The following is a 25,403-nucleotide window of genomic DNA, read 5'->3' as shown; positions in this document are numbered from 1 at the left end:
CGCAACCGCCACCGGTGTTTCTGTGAGCGCTGCCTCCCCCCGAAGACAAATATGGGGGGGTCGCATACCACCGCCTAGATGTTGTTGGTCCTGTGCGTGGACCTCGACGACGACCTCGGCCGGAAAACGGGCGTCCCGACACCTGTCGTCGGGCGCAACGACGTCGAGCACGCCGCCGTCTCGCTGGCCGAAGCCGACCCCGAGGACAGCGACGTGAACGTGCTCTTCGAGGGCGTCCACCTCCACGACCGGTACAGCGACGACGAGGACGTCGTGGTGGCGGCGGTCACCGGCGTCGACCGCGGGGACGTGGCCGCCAACCGCGCAGTCGGCCGGGAAGTCGACGAAGTCCTGGCGTCGCTGTCGCCCACCGACCCCGTGCGCGCCGTCGTCGTCACCGACGGCGCGCAGGACGAATCAGTGGTGCCGGTGATCCGCTCGCGGGTCCCCATCGAGGCGCTCAAACGCGTCGTCGTCCGGCAAGCCCAGGACTTGGAGTCGATGTACTATACGCTCAAGCAGGTGATGAACGATCCCGAGACGCGGGGCACGATCCTGGTTCCGCTGGGCATCCTGTTGTTGATCTACCCGCTGGCGGTGCTGGCCGACGTGCTCGGGCTCCCCGGCGCGGTGCTCGGGGTGTCGTCGGCTGCCGTCGGCCTCTACGCCCTGTTCCGCGGGCTCGGCCTCGAACGCGTCGCCGACGACGCCGTCAACCGCCTCCGTGACGGCCTCTACACCGGCCGCGTCACACTCATCACGTACGTCGTCGCGGCCGCGCTGCTCGTCATCGGCGGCGTCGAAGGCGCCGCACGACTGGACGCGGTGCGCGCACACGCCGACGGCGCGCTCGCCCCAAGCACCGTCGTCGCCGCCCTCACCTACGGCGCAGTCCGGTGGTTCGCTGCCGCCGGTCTCACGACCAGCCTCGGCCAGGTCACCGACGAATACCTCGCCGACCGGTTCCGCTGGCGGTATCTGAACGCGCCGTTCTACGTGCTCTCGATCGCCGCCGTTCTGTACACGCTGTCGGGGTTCTTCCTGGAGTACGTCACGCTCACCGAACTCGCCGCGGTGCTCACGGCCGGCACGCTGGTGAGCGTGCTGTCGACGCTGGCGCTCGCGGTCGTCGAATCGTGGCGCGCCACCCCCGAGGGGTCCTGAGCTACGCGTCCCGCTCGACGACGAACTCCGCGAGATACTGCAAGTAGTCTTTGGCCTCGCCGTCCGGCAGCTCCAGCTCCGCCAGCGCCCCCAGCGCGCGCTCGGACTGCTCGCCCGCCAACCGGTTCAACGCGTCCGGCGACCGGTCCGTGACCTGCACGATGCTGGGGCGGTCCAAGGCCTCGTCGACCCCCGCGGGCTTTCCCAGCGCGTCGCTGTCCGCGGTCGCGTCCAGCACGTCGTCCCGGATCTGGAACGCCACGCCGACGCGCTCGGCGTACTCGCCGAAGCGCTCGACGGCCCGCCCGTCGGCGTCCGCTGCGATCGCGCCCAGCTCCGCCGCCGCGCGGAACAGCGCTCCGGTCTTCCGACGCGCGAGTTCCATGTACTCGCGCTCGGTCTCCGGCCGGGCCACGAGCTCGATGGCCTCCCCCTCGCCGAGCTCCACCAGCGAATCGGTCACACACTCCATCGCGCGCGGGTCACGCGAGAACAGCGCGAACGCCTCCCCCAGCAGGCCGTCGGACGCGACGATCCCCGGTCCGTAGCCGTACTCCGCCCACGCGCTCGCCGAGCCCCGGCGCAGCTCCGACCGATCGATGATGTCGTCGACGACCAGCGAGGCGTTGTGCACCAACTCGACGCCGACGGCGTAATCGAGTGCGTCCTCCCCGCCGGCCGACAGCGTCGCGTTCTCCCGGACCGCGGCGGCTTCGTCGGCCCCCGTCCAGACGGCACCGCCGGCGGCCTCACACACGAGCACCGTGAGCGTCGGTCGGACGCGCTTGCCGCCGGCCAACACGACGTGTTCGAGTTGGTCGCCGAGCTCCGTCGGCTCGACACCGCCGACCGCCTCGGTGATGCGCTGCTCGATGGCGGCCCGGCGCGCCTCCACGTACTCCATCACCACTCAGTCGGGGTTTCCCGGGCAAGTACCTGACGGCATCCCACGGCGAACAGCCGCCACCGGGCGGTTTCCACCAGTCTGCCCGCACACCCCGGTAGTTATACCGCCCGCGGTCGCACGACCCGCACATGCGCGGCCAACCCGTTCACCGCCGGTCAGTCCTCGCGCTCGTGGGTGGCGGTGCCGTGTCCGCACTCGCCGGCTGCACCGACACCACCGACGGCGACGCCACGACAACCACACCCGAACCGACGCCCCGATCGGAGGCACAACCGACGCCCACGGCCACCGACGACATCCCGATCGCGGGCCCATCGCCCGATTTCGGCGGGCTCGGACTGGCGAGCAGCGCCTTCGCCGACGGCGCGGCTATCCCCGACCGGTACACCCGCAGCGGCGCGGACGTGAACCCGCCGCTGTCGATCGCCGGCGTCCCCGAGGACGCCGCCACGCTCGTGCTGGTCGTCGACGACCCGGACGCCGTCGACCCCGCTGGCGAGGTGTGGCTGCATTGGCTGGTGTGGAACATCCCCGCCTCCAGAACCCGGATCCCGGCCGCCTGGACGCCCACGGAGCCAACGGTCGGCACCAACGACTTCGGTGAGCGCGACTACGGCGGCCCGGCACCCCCCGACGACACCCACCTCTACCGGTTCAAACTGTACGCCCTCGACACCACCCTCATACTCCCCCAGGACGCCACCGAGCGGACCGTCGGCAACGCCGTGCGCGGCCACGTGCTCGCGGCGACCCAGCTGGTCGGGTCACACGCGCCGTAACTGCGTGCCGCTCGCGTCCGCGCTCAGACGCTCGGCGCTTCGCCGCCGAACTCCTCGATGAGCGCCGGGACGACGTCGAAGAGGTCGCCGACGATGCCGTAGTCGGCGATGTCGAAGATCGGTGCGTTCGGGTCCGTGTTCACCGCGATGATGGTGTCCGCGCCCTTCATCCCGGCGACGTGCTGGACGGCCCCGGAGATGCCGACCGCGAGGTAGACGTCCGGCGTCACCTGCTTGCCGGACTGCCCGACCTGGCGGTTTTTCGCCAGCCAGCCGTTGTCCACGATGGGCCGCGACGAGGACAGCGTCGCACCCGTCGTCTCGGCCAGCGCCTCGATCAACGCGATGTTCTCCTCCTCCTCGATGCCGCGCCCGACGGACACGAGGAACTCCGCGTCCGCGATGTCGACGTCGCCGCCGCCGACCTCCTCGAAGCCGTTCACCGTGGCCCCGATGGCGTCCTCGTCGATGTCGGCGTCGAACGTCGAGATCTCGGCGTCGCCGACGCCCTCGGCGGCCGGCCACTCCGCGCCCCGGATGGAGACGACGTACGGGCCGTCGCTCACTTCCACCGTGGTCTCGACTTTCGAGCCGTACATCTCCCGCGTGACCTCCAGGGTGTCGCCGTGATCCAGGCCGATGGCGTCCGAGACGTACGTGCGTCCCGTCCGGGTCGCCACCGCGGGCGCGTAGTCCAGCCCGTTCACGCTGTTCGGCGTGAGCACGACCGCCGCGTCGAGATCGCCGGCCAGCGCCGCCACGGCCTGCACGTAGACGTCGTGGTTGAACTCCGCGCCGTGCTCGACGGCGTGGACGTGATCGACGCCCGCCCGGTTCAACTCGTCGGCGAACCCGTCGGTGTCCCCGGACACCACCGCGGCGTGAAGCTCGGTGTCCATCGCGTCCGCCAGCTCCCGGCCCGCGGTCAGCAACTCGAAGCTCACGCCCCGCAGCTCGCCCCGGCGGTGATCGGCGACGGCGAGCACGCTCATTCGCCGACCACCCCCGCGTCGCGGAGCACGTCAGCCACGCCACTGGCCTGTTCGCCGGCGTCGCCCTCGATGTACTCGGCGTCGCTCTCGGTCTCGGGCTCGTACATCGCGGTGATGTCGAGGCTGGACGCAACGACGTCCGCGTCCAGCCCGAGGTCGTCGAGGCTCTTCGGCGCGATCTCCTTGGACTGCGCCTGCCGGATGCCACGCAGGCTCGCGTACCGCGGCTCGTTGATCCCCGTCTGGATGGTGAGCACCGCCGGCAGCTCCACGTCGGTGAGCTCCTCGACGCCGCCCTCCAGTTCGCGGCGCACCGACGCCACGCCCTCGTCGAGCACGCCCGCGGTGTCGAGGTCGTTCACGACCGCCGCCCACTGGACGCCGAGCGTCTCGGCCAGCGCGATCCCGGTCGCGCCGAAGCTGTCGTCGTTGGCCTGCACCCCGGAAAACACCAGCTCGGGGTCTTCGTCCTCGACGACGGCCGCCAGCAGCCGGGCCTTCGTCTCCACGTCGAGCAGCTCGGTCTCCTCGATGGCGTCGTCCCAGACCCGGACCGCGCGGTCCGCGCCCTTCGCCAGCGCCATCCGGATCGTCTCCTCGGCGCGCTCCGGGCCGATGGTGACCGCGACGACCTCGACGTCGTCGCCGGCCTCAGCCAGCTGGACGGCCTCCTCGACGGCGTAGTCGTCCCACTCGTTGAGGTCGTAATCCAGGTACGTACTCTCGATCTCCGTTCCCGAGATCTCGAAGTCGTCCTCGACGGCAGCCACCTCCTTGACGGTGACGAGAACCTTCATCACCCGAGGAATCGAGCCCCCTGTACGTAAACGTTTTCGGAACCGTACGCCCGGTGTTGGGGGTTGTCCTCACTCCGCCTCGTCGTGTTCGCCGGCCAGCGTGTCGCTGTCGACGCCCTCGCCGGGCAGCGAGATCAGGTTCTCGCGGCCGATCCGCAGCTTCTCCACGCGGCCGTCCTCGTCCATCCCGGACAACACCTGCGAGACCTTCGCCGTCGACCACCGCGTTTCCTCCACGATCCGGGACTGCTTCATCCGCCCGCCGTTGTCCGTGAGCAGCCGCTCGACGCGCTCCTCGTCGCTCAACAGCTCCGGGTCGATGCGCTCGTCCTCGCGTTCGGCCGCGCTGTCGCCGCCGCCGTCATCGGGCTCCGGATCGTCGGCTGTCGGCGCGGGCGACTCACCGCCATCGCCGGCGTCGACCGCCGGTCCCGTGGCCCCCTCGCTGTCGTCACCGCCGGTGCCCGGCAGCGTCAGCGTCGAGCGGCTGTACGCCCACGCGGTCACGCCCGCCGCCCCCAGAACGACCGCCGCCGCCCCCACAGTCGTCGCCGGGATCCCCGTCCCCGACAGGCCCGGCGACGGCACGAACACCAGCGACGGCTCGTCGGCCGCAAACGCTTGGCCGCCCTCCCACTGGTACGCTCCCCCGACGACGTTCGTGTTCGGGGATACGTCGTCAGCCTGGTAGTTCTCCGGTGGGCGAACCCGCAACTGCTGCCCGGCACGCAGGTCACCGAACCACGACCCGGAGAACGCGTCGACGGTTATGGTCTCGTTGTCGACCGCCGCGAAGTTCGTCCACGTGAACCGCAGCGTGAGCACACCCGTCTCGTTCCCGTCGTGCTCGACGATCCGGGACGCCCGGCGGACGTCCGTGACCGACATCTCACGGCCGACACGCGCGCTCGCCCCGGGCACAGCCGCCTTGAACGTCTCCGCGGAGAACCCAGGGGAGGTCTCACCGGCCTCGAACGCCGTCGAAACCCGGTCGAACGCCACTGACCCGTTGCCGTCCCCCAGCGGGTAGGTCGCGGACACGTTCCAGTGTGCATCCCCGGTGTCCGTGACCTCCACCGTGATATCGACCGTGCTCTGTGGGCCGCTACCGGTGGCTGCCGGCATCGCCGTGGTCTCGGCTGTCGGCGCGGGCCCGTGCCCACTGCCCCCGGCTCCAACCGGGACCGCGACCAGACACGCCAGCGCGACCAGGAGGAGGAGGGCCTGCCGCATACACCGTTCGTGGTCGACGCTCGGGCAAAGTCCTTTCTATCCCACGGGTCGGCACTGCGAGCGCTCCACATCGTTTTTGACGACCCTCCGCAAACCATGGGGCATGTCCCGCGCTCCCCTCGCCGTCGCCGCCCTCGTGGTTGTCGCCACCGCCATGGCGGCGACCGGGCTCGCCGCCCCGGGACCGCCCACCGCCTCACAGCAGTCCCCCGCGGTCGGCCCCTCCCCCGACACGACGCGCGTCCTCCGGCTCACCAGCGCCGACGCCGCCGCCTTCGGGACGCCCGCCCTCTCGGTCACCGGCACGCTCGCCGCGGGTGCCACCGGCATCTCCACAGCCTACCGCCTCGAACGCCTCGACACCGCGCTGTCCGTCGCCAACACGGACGCCGAGCGCCGCGCGCGCATCCGCACCGAACTCGACTGGGCGACGAACCGAACGACCGCGCTCGTCCAGCGCGAACGCGACGCCAGGGACGCCTACGCCGCCGGCACCATCACCACAACCGAGTTCCTCACCATCGTCGGCTCCGTTCACGCCGCCGCCACACGCATCGAAGGGTTCCTCGGCGGTCCCGACGACAACCGCGCGCTGTACACGCTCGCGGACTCCTACAGCAACCTCACCACGCGGATCAGCCAGGTCAACACCCGCCTCCAGACCGTTCAGGGCCCGGTCCGCGAGCGCCTGGCTGCCGTCGTCGACGGTGACCGTGACGCCGTCCGCGTCCACGTCACCGTCGGCGACGGGGTCATGCTTGCCACCCGCGACGGCGATACCTACGTCCGCGAGACGGTCGTCCCGGGCAACCTCGACGCCGCCACGACCGCCGACTACGGCGACCCCATCGCGTTCATCGGTGCCACCTACCCGTGGACGAAAAACCACTCCCGTGGTGTCTCGTACTCGCTGCTCGGCCAGTACGCCGTCCTGTTCTCCGCGAGCCACGACCACGGCGAGCTGTCGCTGTACTACGACCCCTCCACGACCCACGTCTTCGTGGAGCGCCAAACCCGCCGCCTCCCACAGACGCCCGCCTCGTACACCACCGTGAACGCCACCGACACGACCACGCTCAGCGTTTCGGAGCCGTACGCCGGCGGCCCGGTGAACGTGCGCGTCGAAACCGCGACCGGCACGCCGGTCGACGCGTCGATCAGCGTCGACGGCAGGGCCGTCGGCGCGACCGGCGACAGCGGCGACCGCTGGTTCGTCAGCCCCGCCGGCGAGTACACCGTCGCGGCGACGGTCGGCGGCGACAGGGTCACGACGACCGTCACTGCGGACCCACACCCGCCCGCTCCCGGCGGGAACACAACCACCACGCTGCCCCGGTAGACACCCCCGAACGTTCTTACCGGAGGCCCCAGCCACCTGGCCGTGTGCCGCGTGGCTCCGCCCCCGTCGTGGCCGTGGTGGCCGTCGTTGCGATCACGGTCCTGGCCGGGGCCGCCGTGTTCGCTGTCGCGCCGTCGGTGACGACACCCCCGCCGCCACAGCGCGGGGTCAGCGTTTCGGCCGCCGCCGACGGCACTGTCGCCGTGACACTGCTTTCCGGGCCGCCGATCGACCCGGCGGCGGTGTCACTGCGGGTTCGCGTGGCCGGCACCGACCTCGCCCACCAGCCCCCCGTGCCGTTTTTCTCCGCCACCGGCTTCTACAGCGGGCCGACCGGCGCGTTCAACGCCGCCAGCGCCGGCCGCTGGCGTGTCGGCACCACCACGACGCTCGTGATCGCCCCGACGAACGATCCACTGCCGGCGGCCGGCGACCCGGTCCGCGTCACGCTGGCCGTCCGCGGCCACGTCGTCGCTGTCGCCGACACCACGGCAACGCCGGCCTAGTCGTCGGCCGCCGGTGCGCGCGCCACGGTCACGATCGCCGGCGGGCTGTTTGGCTCCTTCCGGAGCACGCGGTGCTGGATCTCCTCGTAGCCCGCCTCCCGGAACATCCGGTCGGCCTCGTCCTCGTCGTAGAACAGCATGATGGCGTCCGCGAGCTTCCGGAAGACCGTTGAGGCGGGGTAGTCCGGCCCCACGACGAGCACCTGGCTGCCGGGTTTGGCGACGCGCCGCAGCTCCCGCAACCCCTGCACGGGGTGTGGCCAGTACTCGATGGACCCCGACGACCACACCACGTCGAAGCTGTCGGGCTTGAACGGCAGGCGCTCGGCGTCCCCGAAGTGAAACGCCACCGGATCGTGTTTCCCGAACTTCTCCCAGGCCTTCGTGAGCTGGTGGGGGCTCTGATCGAGGCCGTAGACGTGCTCCGTGTGCTTCAACAGCCCCTCCGTGCCGAACCCCGTGCCACAGCCCACGTCGAGCACGCGATCCTCGGCGTCGATGTCAAGCATCGACAGCGCCTCCGCGCGCATTTCCTCGGTCCAAATGAACGTGTTGACGCGGTCGTACACCTTCGAGAGGTACTTGTAAAACGTGCGGGCCCGCGCCTTGTCTTCGAGGACTCCCATCGACCGACTGTTGGCCTGAACACGCATAATAGCTTCCGATGGCCCAGGGACTTCGCAACTACCATATAGCACGTCCGCTAACCCCCACCTGGTTAGAGCGTATGCCAAGGCCAGAGGTTCTCGAAGACATCAAATCGGCAGAGTCAGACGCCGACGACATCGTGGCCGAGGCCGAGGAGGACCGCGAGCAGCGGCTCTCTGACGCCCGCACCCGGGCCGACGAAATCCGCGCCGACGCGGAGGACGCGGCCCGCGAACTGAAAGACGAACAGCTCTCCGACGCACGAGAACAGATCGACTCCGAGCGCGACGCCGTGCTCGCGGACGGCGAGTCCGATCGCGAGGCGCTGCTCGCCGACGCCGACGCCAACGAGGACGACGCCGTGGCGTTCGCGCTCGACCGGTTCATGGAGGCGGTACATGCTCAGACCTGAGCAGATGAGCAAGGTCTCGGTGGCGGGGTCCACACACGTGTTGACGCCCGTCATCGAAGCGGTCCACGACGCCGAGTTGGTCCACCTCTCGGACTACGACGGTGGCATCGACGGGTTCGACAACGGCGACCCGATGACGGGAGCCGACGAGGCCGCCGAGAAGCTGGTGACCGTGCGGTCGCTGAAGTCCCTCCTCGACGTTTCCGAGGGGGACGCGGGTCCGACACGCATCGTCACCGACGACGCTCTCGACACCGAACTCGAATCCATCCGCGTCGAAGCCACCGATCTCGACGACCGCCGCAGCGAGCTCACCGACGATCTCCGGGCGGTCACCGAGCGCATCGACGCCGCCGAACCGTTCGCCGACCTCGGCATCGACCTCGATCTGCTGTCGGGGTACGACTCCCTGCAGGTCGCGGTCGGCACCGGCGACCAGTCCGCCATCGACGCGGCGCTCGCGGCGTCCGAACGCGTCACCGCCTTCGAGACGTTCAGCGGGACGGAGACCATCGGCGTTTTCGCCCATTCGGCCGACGACGCGGCACTGGACGACGCCCTCGTCGGCGTTCCGTTCACGCGCCTTGAGGTCCCCGACGCGGATGGAAGCCCCGAGCAGTACGTCTCGGAGCTTCGCGAACGGCGCGACACGATCCAGGCCGAGATCGAGGACGTCGACGACGAACTGGCCGCGTTCCGGGACGAGCACGCCGGCTTCCTGCTGGCGGCCGAGGAGCGCCTCGCCATCGACGTCCAGAAGTCCGAAGCACCGCTGCAGTTCGCCAGCACCAGCCACGCGTTCGTCGCGGAAGGCTGGCTGCCGACCAGCGAGTACGACGCGTTCACCGACGCCATCGAGTCGGCCGTCGGCGACCACGTACTCGTCGAGGAGCTCGAACGCGCTGACTACGAGCCGACGGGCCACGACCAGCACGTGCCCGCCGACGACGGCGCGGACGCCGCCACTGACGGCGGCACCACCGCGTCGTTCGACGAAACCGACAGCCCGCCGGTCATCCAAGACAACCCCGGGCCGGTGTCGTCGTTCGAATCGCTCACGGAAGTCATCAATCGCCCGCAGTACACCGAGATCGACCCCACGGTCGTCCTGTTCCTGACGTTCCCTGCGTTCTACGGGTTCATGATCGGCGACCTCGGGTACGGGGTCCTGTACGCGCTCCTCGGGTTCTGGCTGTCCCGCAGCTTCGACAGCGAGATGATCTCGAAGCTCGGCGGCGTCGCCATGTGGGCTGGCGGGTTCACGGCGCTGTTCGGCGTGCTGTACGGTGAGGTGTTCGGCCTGCATCTGGTCACCGAATACCTCTGGCACGGCGCGCTCGGACTCGCCGACGCGCCCCTCAAGAAGGGCCTGCACGTCAGCGCGTTCGCCGAACTCTGGCTCGCGGCGAGCCTGGTGTTCGGGATCGCGCACCTCGCCATCGGCTACGTGTTCGGCTTCGTCAACGAATCGCGCTCCCACGGCCTGAAAGACGCCGCCCTGGAGAGCGGCGGCCAGCTGTTGTTGATGGCCGGCGTCGGCGTGTGGCTGTTCAGCACGCATATGCAGTCCGGCGGCGGCCCTCGCCCCGAACTGCTGTACAGCGTCGTTGCGCTGCCGCCGATCGTCGGCAAGGCGGGCCTGGCGGCTGCAGTCGTCGGGCTCGTGTTGGTCACCCTCGGCGAGGGCGCCGCCGGGTTCCTCGAGAGCCCGACGTACGCGCTCGTCAACACCGTCTCGTACACCCGAATCGCCGCCGTCCTGCTCGCGAAAGCCGGCATGGCGTACGTCGTGAACCTGCTCGTATTCGGCGCGTACGAAACCCACCTCGAACACCCCGAGACGATCGACTACATGTTCGGGCTGTTCTCCACGACCATCGAGCATGAGACACACTTCATGCTGTTCAGCGGCGAGGCCCACGGGGAAGTGCTGTTCCCCGGCCTGATGCATATGGGTGCGGCCGGCATCCTGATCGGCGTGTTGGTCCTGCTTGTTGGCCACGCGCTGGTGCTCGCGCTTGGCGTCACATCCGCGGGCTTACAGGCGCTGCGCCTCGAATACGTGGAATTCTTTAACAAGTTTTATGAAGGCGGTGGAGAGAAGTACAACCCGTTCGGTTACACACGAAACTACACCACTGAGGATTAAGTAAAATTAAAATGTTCGAAACTTTCACCCAGCTGTCCACGATCCTGGCAGAGACCGGTAGCAATATGCCCGCAATCACCCCGAAAGCCGCCGCGGCGCTCGCGGTCGGCCTCGCAGCCCTCGCCGCCGGGTACGCCGAGCGTGGGATCGGGTCCGCAGCGGTCGGTGCGATCGCCGAAGACCCCGACCTCTTCGGAACCGGGCTCATCCTGACCGTTCTCCCGGAGACACTGGTCATCCTCGCGCTGGTCGTTGTCTTCGTCGTCCCGACTCCGTTCTAATCACCCCCCGCAGCCTTCACTTATGAGTCTGGAAACAGTAGTTGAGGATATTCGAGACGAGGCCCGCGAGCGCGCGAAGGAGATTCGCGCCGACGCCGACGAGCGCGCCGATGAGATCGTCGCCGAGGCGGAAGCCGACGCCGACGACATCATCGCCGACGCCGAGGCCGAGGTCACCGCCGAAATCGACCAGGAGCGCGAGCAGCAACTCTCCAGCGCGGAACTCGAGGCCAAGCAGATGCGCCTCGAAGCACGCCGGGACGCGCTCCAATCCGTGCGATCGGCCGTCGAGGATCGCATCGTTGCCCTCGACGGCGACGAGCGCGAGGAGCTCACCCGTGAGCTGCTCGACGCCGCCAGCACGGAGTTCGACGGTGCCGACACGGTCCGCGTGTTCGGCCGCGCGGACGACGAGGCCCTCATCTCGGAGATCCTCGACGATTACGACGGCTACGAGTACGCCGGCGAGTACGACTGTCTCGGCGGCGTCGTGGTTGAAAGCGATGCGTCCCGGATCCGCGTGAACAACACGTTCGACTCGATCCTCGCGGACGCCTGGGAGAACAACTTGAAAGCAATCAGCGCCCGGCTGTTCGACGAGGAGCAATGAGCGCGTCCGGACCGGCCAACTACGAGTACGTGGTCGCCCGGATCCGCCACCGCCGCGCCGGCCTCTTCGGCGACGACGAGTACCGGAAGCTCCTCCGCATGGGCACCGGCGAGATCGCGCGCTTCATGGAGGACTCGACGTACAAGGACGCCGTGGACTCGCTCGCCTCACGGCACCGTGGGATGGACCTCGTGGAGTACGCGCTCAACGAGGGGCTGGCCGCGGAGTTCGACGCGCTGCTCTCCTGGAGCGAAGGGCGGCTGTACGATCAGCTCGCTAAATACCTCCGGAAGTTCGACGCGTGGAACGTCAAGACAGTGTTCCGCGGGCTGTACTCGCACGCCGACACCGACGCCATCCGCGCTGACCTCGTCGACGCCGGCGAGTTCGACGCGGCGTTCCTCGACGAGTTGCTCTCGGCGGACTCCGTCGAGACGGTCGTCGACGCGCTCTCCGGCACGATCTTCGATACGTACCTCGAACCCGCGTTCGCGGACTACGAGGCCGAAGACTCGCTCGTGCCACTGGAGAACGCCGTCGACCGCGCGTACTACGAGAACCTGAACCCGTCGCAGCCGGCGACGGCGGCACAGGACAGCCCCGAAGCGCTGTACGCGGAGTTCCTGACCGCCGAGATCGACTTCCGGAACGCCAGAAACGCGTTGCGGCTCGCGCGCTCGGGCGTCTCCGTTGATCCGGCGGCGTACTTCATCGAGGGTGGCACGCTGTTCGAGGCCTCGGAGATGACGACGCTGGTCGAACGCCAATCCGATCTCGTCTCCCGGATCCAGGACAGCACGTACGGCGACGAGCTGTCCACCGCGTTGACCGCCCTCGAGGAGTCCGACTCACTGATCGGATTCGAGCACGCCCTCGACCGTGCGTTGCTGTCGTACTCGGATCACCTCTCGTACGTCTACCCCACGTCTGTGTGTCCGGTGTTGGCGTACGTGCTCGCGAAGGAACGCGAAGTAGACAACATTCGCGCCATCGCTCGCGGCCGGGAAGCCGGCATGAGCGAGGACGAAATCCAGGCGGAGCTGGTCATGCTATGAGCCAGGAGATCGCTGTCATCGGCAGTCCCGCGTTCACGACGGGGTTCCAGCTTGCGGGCGTCCGGAAAGTCGAGAACGTCGCCGACGACGAGAAAGACGATGACCTGGACGCCGCCGTCGAAGCAGTGCTCGCCGACGAGGACGTCGGCATCGCTGTGATGCACGACGACGACCTCGCGCACCTCTCACGGGGCGTTCGGCAGTCCGTCGAGGCCAGCGTGGAGCCGACGTTCGTGACCATCGGTGGCGGTGCAAGCGGTGCAAGCGGACTCCGAGACCAGATCAAGCGCGCCATCGGCATCGACCTGATGGACGACGACGACGATGCAAGTGCTGCCGACACGGAGGCAGGTGACTAATTCGAATGAGTCAAGCTGAAGCAATCACTGACACCGGCGAAATCGAGAGCGTGAGCGGTCCGGTCGTGACCGCCACGGGCCTCGACGCGCAGATGAACGACGTCGTCTACGTGGGCGACGAGGGTCTGATGGGCGAGGTCATCGAGATCGAAGGCGACGTAACCACCATCCAGGTCTACGAGGAGACGTCCGGCATCGGGCCGGGCCAGCCCGTCGACAACACGGGCGAACCGCTCACCGTGGACCTGGGCCCGGGGATGCTGGACTCCATCTACGATGGTGTGCAGCGTCCACTGGACGTCCTCGAAGACGAGATGGGGGCGTTCCTCGATCGCGGTGTTGACGCACCCGGCATCGACCTCGACACCGACTGGGAGTTCGAGCCCACCGTCGAGGCGGGCGACGAGGTCGCGGCCGGCGATGTCGTCGGCACCGTCGACGAAACGGTCAGCATCGAACACAAGGTCCTGGTGCCCCCCCGCAGTGACGGCGGCGAAGTCGTCGCCGTCGAATCCGGCACGTTCACCGTCGACGACACGGTCGTCGAGTTGGACACCGGCGAGGAGATCCAGATGCACCAGGAGTGGCCGGTCCGCCGCCAGCGCCCCACCGTCGACAAGCAGACGCCGACGGAGCCGCTGGTGTCCGGCCAGCGCATCCTCGACGGCCTGTTCCCGATCGCGAAAGGCGGGACGGCCGCGATCCCGGGGCCGTTCGGGTCCGGGAAGACGGTCACCCAGCAGTCCCTCGCGAAGTTCGCCGACGCGGACATCGTTGTCTACATCGGCTGTGGTGAGCGCGGCAACGAGATGACGGAGGTCATCGAGGACTTCCCGGAGCTGCCCGACCCCCAGACCGGGAACCCGCTGATGGCCCGCACCACGCTCATCGCGAACACGTCGAACATGCCGGTTGCGGCGCGTGAGTCCTGCATTTACACGGGGATCACCATCGCGGAGTACTACCGCGACATGGGCTACGACGTGGCGCTGATGGCCGACTCCACCTCGCGGTGGGCGGAGGCCATGCGGGAGATCTCCTCGCGACTCGAGGAGATGCCCGGCGAGGAGGGGTATCCCGCGTACCTGGCCGCGCGCCTCTCGGAGTTCTACGAGCGCGCCGGCTACTTCGAGAACTTCAACGGGACCGAGGGCTCCATCTCGGTCATCGGTGCGGTGTCGCCGCCCGGCGGGGACTTCTCCGAGCCGGTCACCCAGAACACGCTGCGCATCGTGAAGACGTTCTGGGCGCTTGACTCGGACCTCGCCGAGCGCCGGCACTTCCCGGCGATCAACTGGGACGAGTCCTACAGCCTCTACAAGGACCAACTCGACCCGTGGTTCACGGACAACGTCGTCGACGACTGGGCCGAGCAGCGCCAGTGGGCGGTCGACATCCTCGACGAGGAATCCGAACTCGAAGAGATCGTGCAGCTCGTCGGGAAGGACGCGCTGCCCGAGGACCAGCAGCTCACGCTGGAAGTCGCGCGGTACATCCGCGAGGCGTGGCTCCAGCAGAACGCGCTCCACGACGTGGATCGCTACTGCCCGCCCGAGAAGACGTACGCCATCCTCTCCGGCATCAAGACGCTTCACGAGGAGTCCTTTGAGGCGTTGGACGCCGGTGTGCCAGTCGAGGAGATCACGTCGATCGACGCCGCGCCGCGCCTGAATCGTCTCGGCACGACGCCCGACGACGAGCACGAGGCGGAGGTCGCGGAGATCAAACAGCAGATTACCGAGCAGCTTCGGGAGCTCTACTGACTACAATGAAAGAGTACCAGACGATCACTGAAGTCAGCGGCCCGCTGGTGTACGTCGAAACCGACGAGCCGATCGGGTACGACGAGATCGTCGAGATCGAGACGCCGAACGGCGACGTGAAGCGCGGACAGGTGCTGGAGTCAAGCGACGGGTTCGTCGCCATCCAGGTGTTCGAGGGGACCGAGGGCGTCGGGAAGGACGCCTCGGTGCGGTTCCTCGGTGAGACCCTGAAGATGCCCGTGACCGAGGACCTGCTCGGTCGCGTGCTGGACGGCTCCGGCAACCCGATCGACGGCGGGCCGGACATCGTGCCCGACGACCGCGTCGACATCGTCGGGGAGGCGATCAACCCCCACGCCCGCGAGTACCCCGAGGAGTTCATCCAGACCGGCGTGTCCGGCATCGACGGCATGAACACGCTGGTGCGGGGCCAGAAACTCCCGATCTTCTCCGGCTCCGGCCTGCCACACAGCGATCTGGCGCTCCAGATCGCCCGCCAGGCGTCGGTGCCCGAGGAAGAAGCGGAGACCGACGACGACGACGACGAGGGCAGCGAGTTCGCCGTCGTCTTCGGCGCGATGGGGATCACGGCCGAGGAAGCCAACGAGTTCATGGACGACTTCGAGCGCACCGGCGCGCTGGAGCGCTCGGTGGTGTTCATGAACCTCGCCGACGACCCCGCCGTCGAGCGAACGGTGACGCCGCGGATGGCGCTGACCACGGCGGAGTACCTCGCCTTCGAGAAGGACTACCACGTGCTCGTCATCCTGACGGACATGACGAACTACTGTGAGGCGCTCCGCCAGATCGGCGCGGCCCGCGAGGAGGTGCCCGGTCGGCGTGGCTACCCCGGGTACATGTACACGGACCTGGCGCAGCTCTACGAGCGCGCCGGCCGCATCGAGGGCAAGGAGGGCTCTGTCACCCAGATCCCCATTCTCACGATGCCGGGCGACGACGACACACACCCGATCCCGGACCTCACCGGGTACATCACTGAGGGCCAGATCATGATGAACCGTGATCTGAACAGCCAGGGCGTCACACCGCCGGTGAACGTGTTGCCGAGCCTCTCCCGGCTGATGGACGACGGCATCGGCGAAGGCCTCACGCGCGCGGACCACGGTGACGTGTCCGACCAGCTGTACGCCGCCTACGCGGAGGGCGAGGAGCTGCGTGACCTGGTGAACATCGTCGGCCGCGAGGCCCTGAGCGAGCGGGACAACCGCTACCTGGACTTCGCGGATCGCTTCGAGGCGGAGTTCATCGACCAGGGGTTCAAGACCAACCGCGACATCGAGGAGACGCTGGATCTCGGCTGGGAACTGTTGTCGATGTTCCCGAAGACCGAGCTGAACCGCGTCGACGAGGACCTCATCGAGGACCACTACGTCGAGGACGTCGCCGACGAAGCCACGGCCGACTAGCGCCGTCCGGCTGCGACGGTCTTTTTCGCTGCACTCCGCGGCGCTCGCACCACCAGCCAGTGGGCTGTGTGCCTGTCACATGCCGCCGCCCGGACACCGCGTGTGTTGCCCCCCACAGTTACGTACGGGCAGCAAAATGGCATACACAACGTGGCTGCTGGGCACCCGTTGGGCTCGCCGTCGGTGCTGCTGTGGCGTGTCCGACTCGACACCGCGGGCTGTGGGGCGCGCTCGGTCGGACAGCCCGCGGCTCGCGCCGCCCACACGGCGCACTCTCGGGGGGAGACGGCGTGACGACGAGCTACCTCACGTTCCTGGCTGTCGCCGTCGGCCCGCCGCTGGTTGCGCTGGGCGTGGTGCGCGCGGCTCGCTGGGACGGCGACCGCGCCCGGGCGGCCGGCGTCGGCATCCTGCTGGCGTTGGCGCTGTTATACACGACCCCCTGGGACAACTACCTGATCGCAACGGGCGTCTGGTGGTACGGCGAGGGCACCGTCGTGGGGCGGCTCTGGCAGATGCCCATCGAGGAGTATCTGTTCGTCATCACGCAGACGCTGCTCACCGGGCTCTGGGTGCAAGCCCTCCCGCTGCGCCCGACCGCCGGCTTCTCGCCGACCCGGCGTGACGCCGTGCTGGGCGCGCTCGCGGGCGTGCTCGTCGGGTGTGGGGGCGCTGTGCTGCTCACCGTCGACGCGACGTTCTACATCGGCGCGATCATCGCGTGGGCGGCACCCGTGCTCGCGCTCCAGTGGGCGGTCGGCTGGCGGTATCTGTGGCGCCGCCGCCGGGTGTTCGCCGCGGCCGTGCTGGTGCCGACGCTGTTCCTGTCGGCGGCCGACCGGTACGCCATCGCGGACGGCATCTGGATCCTGGCCGGCCAGTACACTACCGGAATCACGGTGCTCGGGCTGCCCATCGAGGAGGGCGCGTTTTTCTTCGTGACGAACGTGTTCGTGAGCCAGGGCCTCATCCTGTACGCGTGGGTGCTAGCCCGGTGGCGTTGACCCCACTCACGGCGCGGGCGCGTCGCACGCTGGCCCGTCCGGCGCTGGCTTTGGGCTGGGTGGCGATCAGCATCGCTGCCCTGCCCGCGATCACCGGCGTGTCGCTTTCGCCGACCGCACGGTACGCCCCGCTGGTCGCCAGCGCGGTGGTGTTCGGCATGCCACACGGCGCGATCGACTACCTCGCGTTGCCCCGCGCGGTCACGGGCACCGTCACCGTGCGGTGGCTGGCGGTCGTCGGCGTCCTCTACCTCGTGCTCGGTGGTGGCTACGCCGCCGCGTGGTTTTTCGCGCCCGTTCCCGCTGCGTTCGCGTTCGTCGCGATCACGTGGCTGCACTGGGGGCAGGGCGACCTCTACCCGCTGCTCGACTTCCTCGACGTCGACTACCTCGATACGCGCCCGCGGCGCGCGGCGACGGTCCTGATCCGGGGTGGCCTCCCGATGCTCGTGCCGCTGCTCGGGTTCCCGGAGCGGTACCGCAGCGTCGTCGACGCGTTCGCCGCGCCGTTCGGCGGCTCCGTCGGCGACCTCGCGGTGTTCGACCCGCGCGTCCGCCTGTGGCTGGGCGTCGCGTTCGCAGCCGCGACCGTCGCGGTGCTCGCGGCGGGCAGACGCCGCACCCACTCCCCCGGCGCGTGGCGCGTCGACGCCGCCGAAACCCTCCTGTTGTGGGTGTTCTTCTTCGTCGTGCCGCCGGTGTTCGCCGTCGGCGTCTACTTCTGCGTCTGGCACTCGGTCCGGCACGTCGCGCGCGCCATCGCCGTCGACGGCTCGGTCCACCCGTCGCTGCGCGCGGGCGACATCCTCGGACCGCTGGCCCGGTTCGGCGTGGAGGCCGCGCCGATGACGGCGGCCGCGCTCGCGTTGGGCGGCGTGCTGTGGTGGGCGGTACCCAACCCGCCGACCACGCTCGAATCCGGGGCCGCACTCTACCTCGTGTTGATCGCCGTGCTCACCCTGCCACACGTCGCCGTGGTCACGTGGATGGACCGCGTGCAGGGCGTCCTCTGAGCCCGACTGGAAACGTTTACCTCCCCGGAGACCGAACACCGGGCTAAGAACCCCGCATGGCTCAGGACATCAAGCCCACCCGAAAGAACCTCATGGAGATCGAGGACCGCATCGACCTCTCGGAGCGCGGCCACGACACGCTCGAACAGAAGCGTGACGGACTCATCATGGAGTTCATGGACATCCTGGATCAGTCACAGGACGTCCGGTCGGGTCTGGAAGGCGACTACGAGACCGCACAGCAGAAGATCAACATGGCGCGCGCCATGGAGGGCGATGTCGCGGTCAGCGGGGCCGCCGCGGCGCTCGAAGAGTACCCCGAGATCACCGTCGAGTCGATGAACATCATGGGCGTCGTCGTCCCCCAGATCGAATCGACGAAAGTCAAGAAATCCTTCGACAAGCGGGGCTACGGCATCCTCGGCACGAGCGCGCGCATCGACGAGGCCGCAGACGCCTACGAGGAGCTGTTGGAGTCGATCGTGCTCGCCGCGGAGGTCGAGACGGCGATGAAGAAGATGCTCACCGAGATCGAGACGACCAAGCGCCGCGTGAACGCACTGGAGTTCAAGCTGCTGCCCGAACTCCACGAGGGCAAAGAGTACATCGACCAGAAACTCGAAGAGAAGGAACGCGAGGAGATGTTCCGGATGAAGAAGGTCAAAGACAAGAAAGAAGCCCAAGAGGAGGCGGCCGACGAGGCCGCGGCCGCGGAGTCGACGGGCGCGTAGCCGTCGACTGAGCCATGACGTGTCCGAACTGCGGGTGTCCGGTGGTGTCGTTTCCGATCCCAGCGTCGGTCAGCGACTGCCTCCCCGACGACCGGCCCGGAGCCGTGCTCTGCACGCAGTGTCTGCGCGTTGCGCCCACCGATGACCCGCCCGACGACTACCCCGATTTCGCCCGCGCGAGCGACGCCTTCCCCGCCGACGGCGAGACCGCCGCGGTGCTTGCGTGCTTGCTCGCGCTCGTGGATCGGCTCGCGCTCCACCGCGCGGACGCCGACGCCGTTGCCGGGGTCGCCGAACGCCACGGCGTCGACGTGTTGTTGTTCTTGGACCGCCTCGCAGCCGACACAGCCGTCACCCCGGCGGTGGACGTGAGCCGGCGGCGCACACAGTTGGCACAGCTCATCTGAGCGCCGCCGGCCGCGAGTCCCCGGCGACATCCACGCCGGCGGGGAGACTTTTGATGCTCTACGCCCAACACGGGATGTGGACTCCCCGTTCGAAGTTCTCGGCGTGTCCCCTGACGCGGACGAGGCGGCCATCGAACGCGCGTACCGCCGCCGCGTCGTCGAAACGCATCCCGACCAGGGCGGCTCCCGGGAACGCTTCCAGCTGGTGCGGGCCGCCTACGACGCCATCGAAGCCGGCGACGCCGATGGGTTCGATGAGGCCGACGTCGACACCGATCCCGGCGACGGGGGTTTCGAGCGCGCGCCGGAATCCGCGGAAACGACCGTCGAATACCTGAACTACGCGGTCGCGGCGGACGCGGGCTGGGCGCTCGACGACGACGACCTGTTCGCGAACGCCGCGGCCGCCGACCTCGACCCCGTCGACCACGGCGAGTTCACCGTCGAGCCAGGCGAATCACTGCTTGAGGCCGCCGAACGCCGTGGGTGGCGGTGGCCGTACGCCTGCCGGGGTGGTGCGTGTGCGAACTGCGCGGTCGCCGTCACCGACGGGGCGCTGTCGATGCCCACCGACCACATCCTCACTGCCGATCTCATCGACCAGGGGTTCCGGCTGTCCTGCAACGGGGTCCCGCTGTCGCCGGAGCTGCGCGTCGTCTACAACGTCAAACACCTGCCGGGGTTGGCGGAACTCCGGCTGCCGCCGTATCCCTTCGAGCAGGCACACGTCGACGACTAACCGACCGGTGTGGCGGCCTACACGCCGGTCGAGTACCGCAAAATCCCGGCGTACCCGCCGAACGCGGTCAGCAATTGCTCGCCCTTCTCGAAGTCCGTGGAGATGAAATGCGTCTCCGTGCCGCGCTGGTCGGCGATCGACATGAGGTGGTCGATGGCGTCCTCGCGGTCGACCTCGGTGGCCTCCTCGCCGCAGTCCGAACACGTGTGCTCGGGGCTGGTGTTCCGGCGGTCGATGGTTTCGTACTCCTCGTGGTCGTTGGGGCACTCGTAGATGACGACGTCCTCGCGGAGGTCCTCGGAGACCAGCAGGCGGTCGACCGAGCCCATGATGAGGTTTCGGCGCGTCTGCTCGAACCCGTAGGTGGCGAGCTTGCCGCCGTTGAGCTCCTCGAAGAACTCCTCCATGTCGGATTTGTCGTCCATCAGGTCGGCTTCCGCCAGCGCCGCCTGCCCCGCGTCGACCAGATCCGACAGCCCGGACTCGTCGGTGTACGACACGTCGAATTTCCCCAGGACCTTGTCCTGGAGCTCGTGGTGGAGGTAATCCCCGTCGAGGAACTCGTCTTTCGTTGGTGACGGGCCGCCCACGAGGATGCCGTCGATCTCGTGGCGCTTCGGCACGAAGAGATCGTCGGCCATGCCCGCGACCTCCTGGTAGAAGTTGTCGATGGCTTCCAGGCGCAGCCGGGCGAACCGCTGGGCGGACTGGCCGCCCTTGCGCTGTTTCCCGGGCACCAGGGACTCCGCGGATTTCACCGGTTGGACCCGCTTGCCCTTCAGCCAGCCGACGTTCGACTCGCGGCGATCGAGGACGATCAGCCCGTAGAGGCCCTTGTCGCCGAGCATCTCCGCGAGGGGTTCGGTGAGGAACGCCGAGTCGCAGTGGTAGCGGAACGACTCGATGGGCTGGGGTGGCGACTCCAGGACTTCCGTGACCATGTCCGTGCGGCCGCCGCCGGAGTCGACCGCGCCCGAGAACACGACCATCCCGTTGTCCGGGGGGAACGTGTCGTAGTAGCGCAGTCGGTCTTTGATCGACGTGAGGGCGTCCTGGACGTTGGTGCGTGTCTGCTTGGATTTGATGTTGGAGGCCTCGGAGTGCTCCTGGGTGACGTGGGCCACGACGTCCGAGATCTGCTTGTCCGGGGGGATGTAGATGGTGACCAGTTGGGTGCCGCTGCCCTCGTAGTCTTTGAGCTCCTCGATGACCTTGCGGAACTCGTACTTGCGTCGGTCCTCGGACGGTACCTCGTCCTGCTCGCTCATTGCATTGACGTAGCCGACCGGCCGGTAAGTAAGCTTTGACCCTGTAGAGCGCCGTGGCTGGGGCATCCGGCACCGCCAAACGCTTTATGTGACGGTGTGCGAAGATGGAACCATATGAGTGGCCGTGTGTTCGCCGTCGCCTCCGGGAAGGGTGGCGTCGGAAAGACGACGACTGCGGTAAACGTCGCCGCGGTGATGGCGGAAGCCGATCGGTCGGTGGTGCTCGTGGACGCCGACCTGGGGATGGCGAACGTCGATCACGTGGTGGCGTGCGACGAGTCAGCGACTGCAACCCTCCACGACGTGCTCGCGGACGACGCCGCGCTCACGGACGCGACCGCGGCCGCCCCCGCCGGCTTCGACGTGATCGTCGGCGGCACCACGATCACGGATTTCGGGCGCGCGGATCCGTCCGCACTCCCGGACGTCGCGGCGACGCTTCGTGACCGCTACGACTGCGTGATCGTCGACACCGGCGGCGGACTCAGCCACGACACGACCGTGCCGCTGGGCCTGGCCGACGAGACAGTGCTTGTGTCCACGCGCCAGACGGCCGCCCTGGCCAACACCGCGAAAACCCGCGCCCTCGTCGAGCGGGTCGGCGGCCACGTCGCCGGCGCTGTCGTGACGCGGGTCACCGACGACGCCGGTGGCGCCGACGCCGGCCACGGGGACGCCGCCGCCGCCACGCTCCAGACGGACATCCTGGGGTTGATTCCCGAGGACAGCCGCGTCGCCGACAGCGAGCGCGCCGGCACCCCCCTTGTCTCGCTCGCCCCGGAGGGCCCCGCCGCCCAGGCGTACCGCGAGCTCGCGTACACGCTGCTCGACGAGCCGTTGCCGGTGTCGTTCCGTGACGGGGACGCCAGCGGTGACGCCGCCTCGGGGCTGATGGCTGCATCCGCGCCGTCCGGAGCGCCCACTGACGACGGCAGCGGTGCCGGCGCGGCGACCGGCGACGACCAGACACGGGACGCCTCGATCCTGTGGCGGCTCACCGGTGGGTTGCTCGGGTCGAACGGGAAGCGTTAAGCGACAGCGTCCTCCGACACTCAGGTATGCCAACGGAACGCGATTCAATGTCAACTGGATGGCTGCTGCTCTACGTGCTGGTCGTGCTCGGGGTCACGTACGGCGTGCTCGCGTACGTCGGCGCGCCGCTGTAGCCGGCGACTCCACACTGTTTGTCCGTCACCCGCCCTCCAGAAGGACTCGACAGAGGCACGCCCCCATCGCACCCACGAGACCGCCGATAGTTGAGCCCACGCCGCCACCGCCGGACTCGCTTCCGGTCGGTGGGTTGGACTGCCCTCCGGTGGCGGTCCAGTTCCGTGGTGTTATGCGTGTCACGTCCGACCCCATCGGTAATGAGCGAGTCGGACGGTCCGAAACAGGTGGACGACCCGGACTACCACCACGAGAACCACACGGCCGCCCAGACGTGTGGCTGGACTGCGAACGCGATGCGCGGCGAGGGCACGTGTTACAAGCACGCGTTCTACGGGATCCGGTCCCACCGGTGCATCCAGATGACGCCGGTGGTGCGGTGCAACGAGCGGTGCGTGTTCTGCTGGCGGGACCACTCCGGGCACACCTACGAGCTCGACGGCGTGGCGTGGGACGACCCGGAGGCCGTGGTGGACGCCTCGATCCGCCTCCAGCGGAAGCTGCTGTCGGGGTTCGGCGGCAACGATGAGGTGCCCAGAGAGCGCTTCGAGGAGGCGATGGAGCCCCGCCACGTCGCCATCTCCCTGGACGGCGAGCCGACGCTGTACCCCCACCTGCCCGAACTCATCGAGGCGTTCCACGACCGGGGGTTGACGACGTTCCTGGTGTCCAACGGCACCCGCCCGGCGGTGCTCCGGGAGTGCGATCCGACGCAGCTGTACGTCTCCGTCGATGCGCCCGAGCGCGCGACGTTCGACGACGTGGTGGGGGCGACCGAGGACGACGCCTGGGAGCGCCTCGTGGACACGATGGACGTGCTGCACGCGAAAGACGACACCAGGACCGTGTTGCGGACGACGCTGGTCGGCGGCCAGAACATGGCGAACCCGGACTGGTACGCCGGGTTCTTCGAGCGCGCGGCCCCCGACTTCGTGGAGCTCAAGGCGTACATGCACGTCGGGGATAGCCGGGACCGCCTGGGGCGGGCGGCGATGCCCGACCACGAGGACGTCCTCGCGTTCGCTCGCGCGGTCAAAACACACCTGCCGCATTCGGTGCTCCGGGAGCAGCCCGCCTCGCGGGTGGCGCTGCTCGCCCGCGATGAGGACACGTGGGTGGAGGACCTGCGGCCGGAGTCGGCGTTCTGGACCGAGGGCGCTCGCCCCACCGCGGACTAGCTCAATTCCGAGACGCGTTCCACTTTCGGTATCCTTATGCGGGGCGCGGGCCAACCCCCAGCCATGTCAGGAGCCACGAGCACCGGCGACGTCGGGTACGACGAACTCGCCGTGCTCAAACTGCTCGCGCTCGACGGCGCACACCGCGGCGAGGTGAAAGTGTCGTGTGGCGACCTCGCAAGCCGCCTCGACGCCTCCAGCCAGACCGCCTCCCGGCGGCTGCAAGCACTCGACGACGCCGACTACGTCACCCGTGACCTCGTCAGCGACGGCCAGTGGATCACCGTCACCGACGCGGGCCGACACGCCCTCAAACACGAATACGAGGACTACCGCCGCATCTTCGAGGACCCCGGCGAGCTCGCGCTGGCGGGGACAGTCACCAGCGGCATGGGCGAAGGCCGCCACTACATCAGCCTCCCCGGGTACAACCGCCAGTTCGCCGAGAAGCTCGGCTACGAGCCGTACCCGGGCACGCTCAACGTCGATCTCCCCCCGGACGGTCAGCGCGCACGCGCCGGCATACAAGCCCTAGACGGCGTCGACATCGACGCCTGGGAGGACGAAGACCGCACCTACGGGTCGGCCACCTGCTACGCCTGCACCGTCGTGGGTGACGGCACCGACTTCGACGGCGCACACGTCATCATCCCCGACCGCACCCACCACGACGACGACCAACTCGAAATCATCGCCCCGGTCAAGCTCCGGGAGCGACTCGGCCTGCTCGACGACGACGAGGTGACCATCCGTGTCGAGGCATAGCAACGCGGCCCACGCTCCAGGCGTCGGTCGGGCTGTCGACGCGTTCCGGGACGGCCAGCCCGTGCTGGTCCACGACGCCGCCGACCGCGAGGGCGAAGTCGACCTGATCTATCCGGCCCCCGCGGTCACCGCCGACGCCGTCGCACGCATGCGCACCGACGCCGGCGGCCTCATCTGCGTGGCGCTCGGCGACGCCGTCGCCGACGCGTTCGCGCTCCCGTTCATCGCCGACGAACTCGATCACCCCGCCGCCGACCACGGCCACCTCGGCTACGACGACCGGTCGTCGTTCTCCCTGACAGTCAACCACCGCGACACCTACACCGGGATCACCGACGACGACCGCGCGCTCACCATCGCGGAACTCGGCCAGGCTGCCGCCGACCCCGCGGCCGTCGACTTCCCGGCGACGTTTCGCGCGCCCGGGCACGTACACGTGCTCCGCGCCGCGCCGTCGCTGTCCGCTCGCCAGGGCCACACCGAGCTCGGCATCGCGCTCGCCGGTGCGGCCGGCGTCCCGCCGGCCGTCGTCGTCTGCGAGATGCTCGACGCCGACACCGGCGGCGCGCGCTCGGTCGCCGACGCCAAACGGTACGCCAGCCGCCACGACATCCCGTACGTCGAGGGCAGCGATCTGGTAGCCGCGTTTCAGTAGCACCGCCACGATCCGGTGTGGCACTCGCAGTTGATCCCAGCACGCTTATCACCCC

At 68.7% G+C, this 25,403-nt stretch carries 28 protein-coding genes; 22 read left to right on the top strand and 6 right to left on the bottom strand.

Annotation, left to right across the window (positions count from 1 at the left end):
- Positions 1-78 precede the first annotated feature (78 nt).
- Complete coding sequence (locus JT689_RS10030) at positions 79-1,164, top strand: DUF373 family protein (protein ID WP_010903593.1); 1,086 nt, start codon at positions 79-81, stop codon at positions 1,162-1,164.
- 1 nt (position 1,165) lies between these two features.
- Here the strand turns inward: JT689_RS10030 and JT689_RS10025 are convergent, their stop codons facing one another.
- The gene (locus tag JT689_RS10025) at positions 1,166-2,068 is read right to left on the bottom strand and encodes a polyprenyl synthetase family protein (RefSeq protein ID WP_205251120.1); all 903 of its coding nucleotides are present in this window, start codon (positions 2,066-2,068) and stop codon (positions 1,166-1,168) included.
- A 131-nt stretch (positions 2,069-2,199) separates the two neighbouring features.
- Here JT689_RS10025 and JT689_RS10020 point away from each other — a divergent pair, with 131 nt between their 5' ends.
- Positions 2,200-2,850, top strand: coding sequence for a YbhB/YbcL family Raf kinase inhibitor-like protein (locus tag JT689_RS10020; protein ID WP_205251119.1), 651 nt, complete (start codon positions 2,200-2,202; stop codon positions 2,848-2,850).
- Positions 2,851-2,873: 23 nt separating this feature from the next.
- On the opposite strand, the gene JT689_RS10015 is transcribed toward JT689_RS10020, so the two are convergent.
- The 3 genes from JT689_RS10015 to JT689_RS10005 all read right to left on the bottom strand — a co-directional run bounded on the left by JT689_RS10015 (position 2,874) and on the right by JT689_RS10005 (position 5,872).
- Positions 2,874-3,842 carry an electron transfer flavoprotein subunit alpha/FixB family protein gene (locus tag JT689_RS10015; protein WP_205251118.1) on the bottom strand — a complete coding sequence of 323 codons (969 nt, stop codon included), beginning with the start codon at positions 3,840-3,842 and terminating at the stop codon, positions 2,874-2,876.
- Complete coding sequence (locus JT689_RS10010) at positions 3,839-4,639, bottom strand: electron transfer flavoprotein subunit beta/FixA family protein (RefSeq protein WP_205251117.1); 801 nt, start codon at positions 4,637-4,639, stop codon at positions 3,839-3,841. The genes JT689_RS10015 and JT689_RS10010 overlap by 4 nt, the downstream gene beginning before the upstream one ends.
- A 69-nt stretch (positions 4,640-4,708) precedes the next feature.
- A complete protein-coding gene (locus JT689_RS10005) occupies positions 4,709-5,872 on the bottom strand; it encodes a hypothetical protein (protein ID WP_205251116.1) in 1,164 nt (387 codons plus the stop codon).
- 103 nt (positions 5,873-5,975) lie between these two features.
- On the opposite strand from JT689_RS10005, the gene JT689_RS10000 reads away from it, so the two are divergent.
- Together JT689_RS10000 and JT689_RS09995 are read left to right on the top strand one after the other, a co-directional pair.
- A complete protein-coding gene (locus JT689_RS10000; RefSeq protein WP_205251115.1) occupies positions 5,976-7,211 on the top strand; it encodes a hypothetical protein in 1,236 nt (411 codons plus the stop codon).
- A 44-nt stretch (positions 7,212-7,255) separates the two neighbouring features.
- Positions 7,256-7,717, top strand: a complete 462-nt coding sequence (locus JT689_RS09995; protein ID WP_012289443.1) for a hypothetical protein — start codon at positions 7,256-7,258, stop codon at positions 7,715-7,717.
- Here JT689_RS09995 and JT689_RS09990 read toward each other — a convergent pair.
- Entirely contained in the window at positions 7,714-8,343 is a 630-nt protein-coding gene (locus JT689_RS09990; protein WP_012289442.1) for a methyltransferase domain-containing protein, read from the bottom strand. The genes JT689_RS09995 and JT689_RS09990 overlap by 4 nt on opposite strands.
- Positions 8,344-8,444: 101 nt before the next feature.
- Between JT689_RS09990 and ahaH the strand changes: the two genes are divergently transcribed.
- From ahaH to fer, 14 genes are all read left to right on the top strand, one after another.
- Positions 8,445-8,777, top strand: a complete 333-nt coding sequence (gene ahaH / locus JT689_RS09985) for an ATP synthase archaeal subunit H (protein WP_010903585.1) — start codon at positions 8,445-8,447, stop codon at positions 8,775-8,777.
- On the top strand, positions 8,764-10,926 hold the full coding sequence (locus JT689_RS09980) for a V-type ATP synthase subunit I (RefSeq protein ID WP_205251114.1): 2,163 nt from the start codon (positions 8,764-8,766) through the stop codon (positions 10,924-10,926). Before ahaH ends, JT689_RS09980 begins: the two co-directional genes overlap by 14 nt.
- Before the next feature lie 11 nt (positions 10,927-10,937).
- On the top strand, positions 10,938-11,207 hold the full coding sequence (locus tag JT689_RS09975) for a F0F1 ATP synthase subunit C (RefSeq protein ID WP_012289441.1): 270 nt from the start codon (positions 10,938-10,940) through the stop codon (positions 11,205-11,207).
- A gap of 22 nt (positions 11,208-11,229) precedes the next feature.
- Positions 11,230-11,817: a V-type ATP synthase subunit E gene (locus tag JT689_RS09970; protein ID WP_010903582.1), complete on the top strand. Its 588-nt coding sequence runs from the start codon at positions 11,230-11,232 to the stop codon at positions 11,815-11,817.
- Complete coding sequence (locus JT689_RS09965) at positions 11,814-12,872, top strand: V-type ATP synthase subunit C (RefSeq protein WP_205251113.1); 1,059 nt, start codon at positions 11,814-11,816, stop codon at positions 12,870-12,872. The genes JT689_RS09970 and JT689_RS09965 overlap by 4 nt, the downstream gene beginning before the upstream one ends.
- Positions 12,869-13,231, top strand: coding sequence for a V-type ATP synthase subunit F (locus JT689_RS09960; RefSeq protein ID WP_010903580.1), 363 nt, complete (start codon positions 12,869-12,871; stop codon positions 13,229-13,231). The genes JT689_RS09965 and JT689_RS09960 overlap by 4 nt, the downstream gene beginning before the upstream one ends.
- Before the next feature lie 5 nt (positions 13,232-13,236).
- A complete protein-coding gene (locus tag JT689_RS09955; protein WP_010903579.1) occupies positions 13,237-14,994 on the top strand; it encodes an ATP synthase subunit A in 1,758 nt (585 codons plus the stop codon).
- A gap of 5 nt (positions 14,995-14,999) precedes the next feature.
- A complete protein-coding gene (locus tag JT689_RS09950; RefSeq protein ID WP_205251112.1) occupies positions 15,000-16,421 on the top strand; it encodes an ATP synthase subunit B in 1,422 nt (473 codons plus the stop codon).
- A 150-nt stretch (positions 16,422-16,571) separates the two neighbouring features.
- On the top strand, positions 16,572-16,715 hold the full coding sequence (locus JT689_RS09945) for a hypothetical protein (protein ID WP_205251111.1): 144 nt from the start codon (positions 16,572-16,574) through the stop codon (positions 16,713-16,715).
- Positions 16,712-17,425 carry a lycopene beta-cyclase gene (crtY, locus tag JT689_RS09940; RefSeq protein WP_205251110.1) on the top strand — a complete coding sequence of 238 codons (714 nt, stop codon included), beginning with the start codon at positions 16,712-16,714 and terminating at the stop codon, positions 17,423-17,425. The genes JT689_RS09945 and crtY overlap by 4 nt, the downstream gene beginning before the upstream one ends.
- Positions 17,401-18,438 (top strand): Brp/Blh family beta-carotene 15,15'-dioxygenase, encoded by a 1,038-nt coding sequence (locus JT689_RS09935; protein ID WP_229373364.1) that lies wholly within the window; start codon positions 17,401-17,403, stop codon positions 18,436-18,438. Before crtY ends, JT689_RS09935 begins: the two co-directional genes overlap by 25 nt.
- Positions 18,439-18,494: 56 nt before the next feature.
- Complete coding sequence (locus tag JT689_RS09930; RefSeq protein ID WP_010903575.1) at positions 18,495-19,169, top strand: V-type ATP synthase subunit D; 675 nt, start codon at positions 18,495-18,497, stop codon at positions 19,167-19,169.
- Positions 19,170-19,183: 14 nt separating this feature from the next.
- Complete coding sequence (locus tag JT689_RS09925) at positions 19,184-19,576, top strand: DUF6276 family protein (RefSeq protein WP_010903574.1); 393 nt, start codon at positions 19,184-19,186, stop codon at positions 19,574-19,576.
- A 76-nt stretch (positions 19,577-19,652) separates the two neighbouring features.
- Positions 19,653-20,315, top strand: a complete 663-nt coding sequence (fer, locus tag JT689_RS09920; RefSeq protein WP_010903573.1) for a ferredoxin Fer — start codon at positions 19,653-19,655, stop codon at positions 20,313-20,315.
- 17 nt (positions 20,316-20,332) lie between these two features.
- Here fer and prf1 read toward each other — a convergent pair whose 3' ends face one another.
- On the bottom strand, positions 20,333-21,583 hold the full coding sequence (prf1, locus tag JT689_RS09915) for a peptide chain release factor aRF-1 (RefSeq protein ID WP_012289438.1): 1,251 nt from the start codon (positions 21,581-21,583) through the stop codon (positions 20,333-20,335).
- Between the two features lie 114 nt (positions 21,584-21,697).
- Here prf1 and JT689_RS09910 point away from each other — a divergent pair, with 114 nt between their 5' ends.
- The 4 genes from JT689_RS09910 (at position 21,698) to ribB (ending at position 25,348) form a co-directional block, all read left to right on the top strand.
- A complete protein-coding gene (locus JT689_RS09910) occupies positions 21,698-22,615 on the top strand; it encodes a MinD/ParA family protein (RefSeq protein ID WP_205251109.1) in 918 nt (305 codons plus the stop codon).
- 335 nt (positions 22,616-22,950) lie between these two features.
- Positions 22,951-23,928 (top strand): 4-demethylwyosine synthase TYW1, encoded by a 978-nt coding sequence (twy1, locus tag JT689_RS09905; RefSeq protein WP_136361531.1) that lies wholly within the window; start codon positions 22,951-22,953, stop codon positions 23,926-23,928.
- Between the two features lie 63 nt (positions 23,929-23,991).
- Positions 23,992-24,693 carry a DUF120 domain-containing protein gene (locus JT689_RS09900; protein ID WP_205251108.1) on the top strand — a complete coding sequence of 234 codons (702 nt, stop codon included), beginning with the start codon at positions 23,992-23,994 and terminating at the stop codon, positions 24,691-24,693.
- Positions 24,680-25,348: a 3,4-dihydroxy-2-butanone-4-phosphate synthase gene (ribB, locus tag JT689_RS09895; protein ID WP_205251107.1), complete on the top strand. Its 669-nt coding sequence runs from the start codon at positions 24,680-24,682 to the stop codon at positions 25,346-25,348. Before JT689_RS09900 ends, ribB begins: the two co-directional genes overlap by 14 nt.
- The last annotated feature ends 55 nt before the right edge of the window (positions 25,349-25,403 follow it).

Source organism: Halobacterium sp. GSL-19, from assembly GCF_016917855.1.
GTDB classification, from domain to species: Archaea; Halobacteriota; Halobacteria; order Halobacteriales; family Halobacteriaceae; genus Halobacterium; species Halobacterium salinarum.
The sequence above is the reverse complement of the archived record's forward strand: the minus strand, read 5'-3'. Positions and strand labels throughout refer to the sequence as shown.

What these genes read in the sequence shown, in the direction of transcription:
- JT689_RS10005 (WP_205251116.1), bottom strand. Translation starts at nt 5,872, where the DNA reads ATGCGGCAGGCCCTCCTCCTCCTGGTCGCGCTGGCGTGTCTGGTCGCG.
- JT689_RS09970 (WP_010903582.1), top strand. Translation starts at nt 11,230, where the DNA reads ATGAGTCTGGAAACAGTAGTTGAGGATATTCGAGACGAGGCCCGCGAG.
- JT689_RS09930 (WP_010903575.1), top strand. Translation starts at nt 18,495, where the DNA reads ATGGCTCAGGACATCAAGCCCACCCGAAAGAACCTCATGGAGATCGAG.
- prf1 (WP_012289438.1), bottom strand. Translation starts at nt 21,583, where the DNA reads ATGAGCGAGCAGGACGAGGTACCGTCCGAGGACCGACGCAAGTACGAG.
- JT689_RS10015 (WP_205251118.1), bottom strand. Translation starts at nt 3,842, where the DNA reads ATGAGCGTGCTCGCCGTCGCCGATCACCGCCGGGGCGAGCTGCGGGGC.
- ahaH (WP_010903585.1), top strand. Translation starts at nt 8,445, where the DNA reads ATGCCAAGGCCAGAGGTTCTCGAAGACATCAAATCGGCAGAGTCAGAC.
- JT689_RS09910 (WP_205251109.1), top strand. Translation starts at nt 21,698, where the DNA reads ATGAGTGGCCGTGTGTTCGCCGTCGCCTCCGGGAAGGGTGGCGTCGGA.
- JT689_RS09950 (WP_205251112.1), top strand. Translation starts at nt 15,000, where the DNA reads ATGAAAGAGTACCAGACGATCACTGAAGTCAGCGGCCCGCTGGTGTAC.
- twy1 (WP_136361531.1), top strand. Translation starts at nt 22,951, where the DNA reads ATGAGCGAGTCGGACGGTCCGAAACAGGTGGACGACCCGGACTACCAC.
- JT689_RS10000 (WP_205251115.1), top strand. Translation starts at nt 5,976, where the DNA reads ATGTCCCGCGCTCCCCTCGCCGTCGCCGCCCTCGTGGTTGTCGCCACC.
- JT689_RS09955 (WP_010903579.1), top strand. Translation starts at nt 13,237, where the DNA reads ATGAGTCAAGCTGAAGCAATCACTGACACCGGCGAAATCGAGAGCGTG.
- JT689_RS09925 (WP_010903574.1), top strand. Translation starts at nt 19,184, where the DNA reads ATGACGTGTCCGAACTGCGGGTGTCCGGTGGTGTCGTTTCCGATCCCA.
- JT689_RS09960 (WP_010903580.1), top strand. Translation starts at nt 12,869, where the DNA reads ATGAGCCAGGAGATCGCTGTCATCGGCAGTCCCGCGTTCACGACGGGG.
- JT689_RS09990 (WP_012289442.1), bottom strand. Translation starts at nt 8,343, where the DNA reads ATGGGAGTCCTCGAAGACAAGGCGCGGGCCCGCACGTTTTACAAGTAC.
- JT689_RS10020 (WP_205251119.1), top strand. Translation starts at nt 2,200, where the DNA reads ATGCGCGGCCAACCCGTTCACCGCCGGTCAGTCCTCGCGCTCGTGGGT.
- JT689_RS10010 (WP_205251117.1), bottom strand. Translation starts at nt 4,639, where the DNA reads ATGAAGGTTCTCGTCACCGTCAAGGAGGTGGCTGCCGTCGAGGACGAC.
- JT689_RS09980 (WP_205251114.1), top strand. Translation starts at nt 8,764, where the DNA reads ATGCTCAGACCTGAGCAGATGAGCAAGGTCTCGGTGGCGGGGTCCACA.
- JT689_RS09965 (WP_205251113.1), top strand. Translation starts at nt 11,814, where the DNA reads ATGAGCGCGTCCGGACCGGCCAACTACGAGTACGTGGTCGCCCGGATC.
- JT689_RS09975 (WP_012289441.1), top strand. Translation starts at nt 10,938, where the DNA reads ATGTTCGAAACTTTCACCCAGCTGTCCACGATCCTGGCAGAGACCGGT.
- JT689_RS10025 (WP_205251120.1), bottom strand. Translation starts at nt 2,068, where the DNA reads ATGGAGTACGTGGAGGCGCGCCGGGCCGCCATCGAGCAGCGCATCACC.
- JT689_RS09900 (WP_205251108.1), top strand. Translation starts at nt 23,992, where the DNA reads ATGTCAGGAGCCACGAGCACCGGCGACGTCGGGTACGACGAACTCGCC.
- JT689_RS10030 (WP_010903593.1), top strand. Translation starts at nt 79, where the DNA reads ATGTTGTTGGTCCTGTGCGTGGACCTCGACGACGACCTCGGCCGGAAA.